The organism is Bacillus sp. mrc49 (assembly GCF_002803435.1).
In genome coordinates, this window is the sequence record NZ_PHNG01000183.1 from 1 (window position 1) to 901 (window position 901).

Here is a 901-nt window from a genome sequence, read left to right on the forward strand (position 1 = left end):
ACGCCTGGAGGTGGCCGTGATCGGCTCGGAGCATGAAGTGTTTTCAGAAAGCGCCCTCGTGCAGATTGCCGGCCGGGTTGGAAGAAGCTTGGCCCACCCTTGCGGCACGATCACTTTTTTTCACTATGGTAAAAGTAAAGCGATGATCGAGGCGATCCATCACATCCGAATGATGAATGAGGCTGCCCTGAAAAGGGGGTTGCTCGATGCGTAGATGTTTGGTTTGTGATGAAGCGATGAAGGAGGCCCTGACATGGGGAACATTGCTTAAGCGGGGCGAGGCCAAGGCGATCTGCAAAGGATGCGAGGCGAAACTGGATAGGATAACCGGGGAGAGATGTTCATTGTGTTCAAGGGGGATGGACGGCCATTACAGCGGTGGGGGCACCTGCTTCGATTGCTCAAGATGGGAAAGGGATAAGGAGTGGTCCGGCTATTTGTCCAAGAATATATCGCTTTTTCACTATAATGAACACCTGAAAGAAATCATCGCCAAATATAAGTACCGCGGGGATTATGCATTGGCAGCGATTTTCGTTCCCTATTTGAGGGAGGTGCTGCAGGATATGGAGCATGACCTTGTGACGTGCATCCCGCTAAGTGCTGAACGGCTAAGGGAGCGGGGGTTCAACCAGGCACAGGCTTTGGCGGATGTTATTGGCATTCGTACAGTCGAGGTACTGACTCGGATCGATACGGAAAAACAATCAAAAAAATCAAGACATGAAAGAATCACGCTGCCGCAGGTTTTCCAGGTCATCAATGAGGAATTGCTGCGGGATCGATCGATTTTGGTCATCGATGACATTTACACAACCGGCACGACACTCAGGCAGGCTGCCAAAGCCTTGAAAAACGCTGGGGCGAAAGCCGTATCATCGATCACTTTGAGTAGGTGAAA

General features: G+C 50.9%; 1 protein-coding gene and 1 pseudogene. Both read left to right on the forward strand.

Translation table 11 applies throughout. From position 1 onward, the window contains the following. Positions 1-214, forward strand: a pseudogene (locus CVN76_RS01265) (DNA/RNA helicase); the annotation flags it as partial. Further along, on the forward strand, positions 207-899 hold the full coding sequence (locus CVN76_RS01270) for a ComF family protein (protein ID WP_100530117.1): 693 nt from the start codon (positions 207-209) through the stop codon (positions 897-899). The pseudogene CVN76_RS01265 and the gene CVN76_RS01270, both read left to right, overlap by 8 nt. Positions 900-901: the final 2 nt, after the last annotated feature.

Bases quoted from the DNA above. Each gene is read 5' to 3' on its own strand.
- CVN76_RS01270 (WP_100530117.1), top strand. From the start codon at position 207: ATGCGTAGATGTTTGGTTTGTGATGAAGCGATGAAGGAGGCCCTGACA.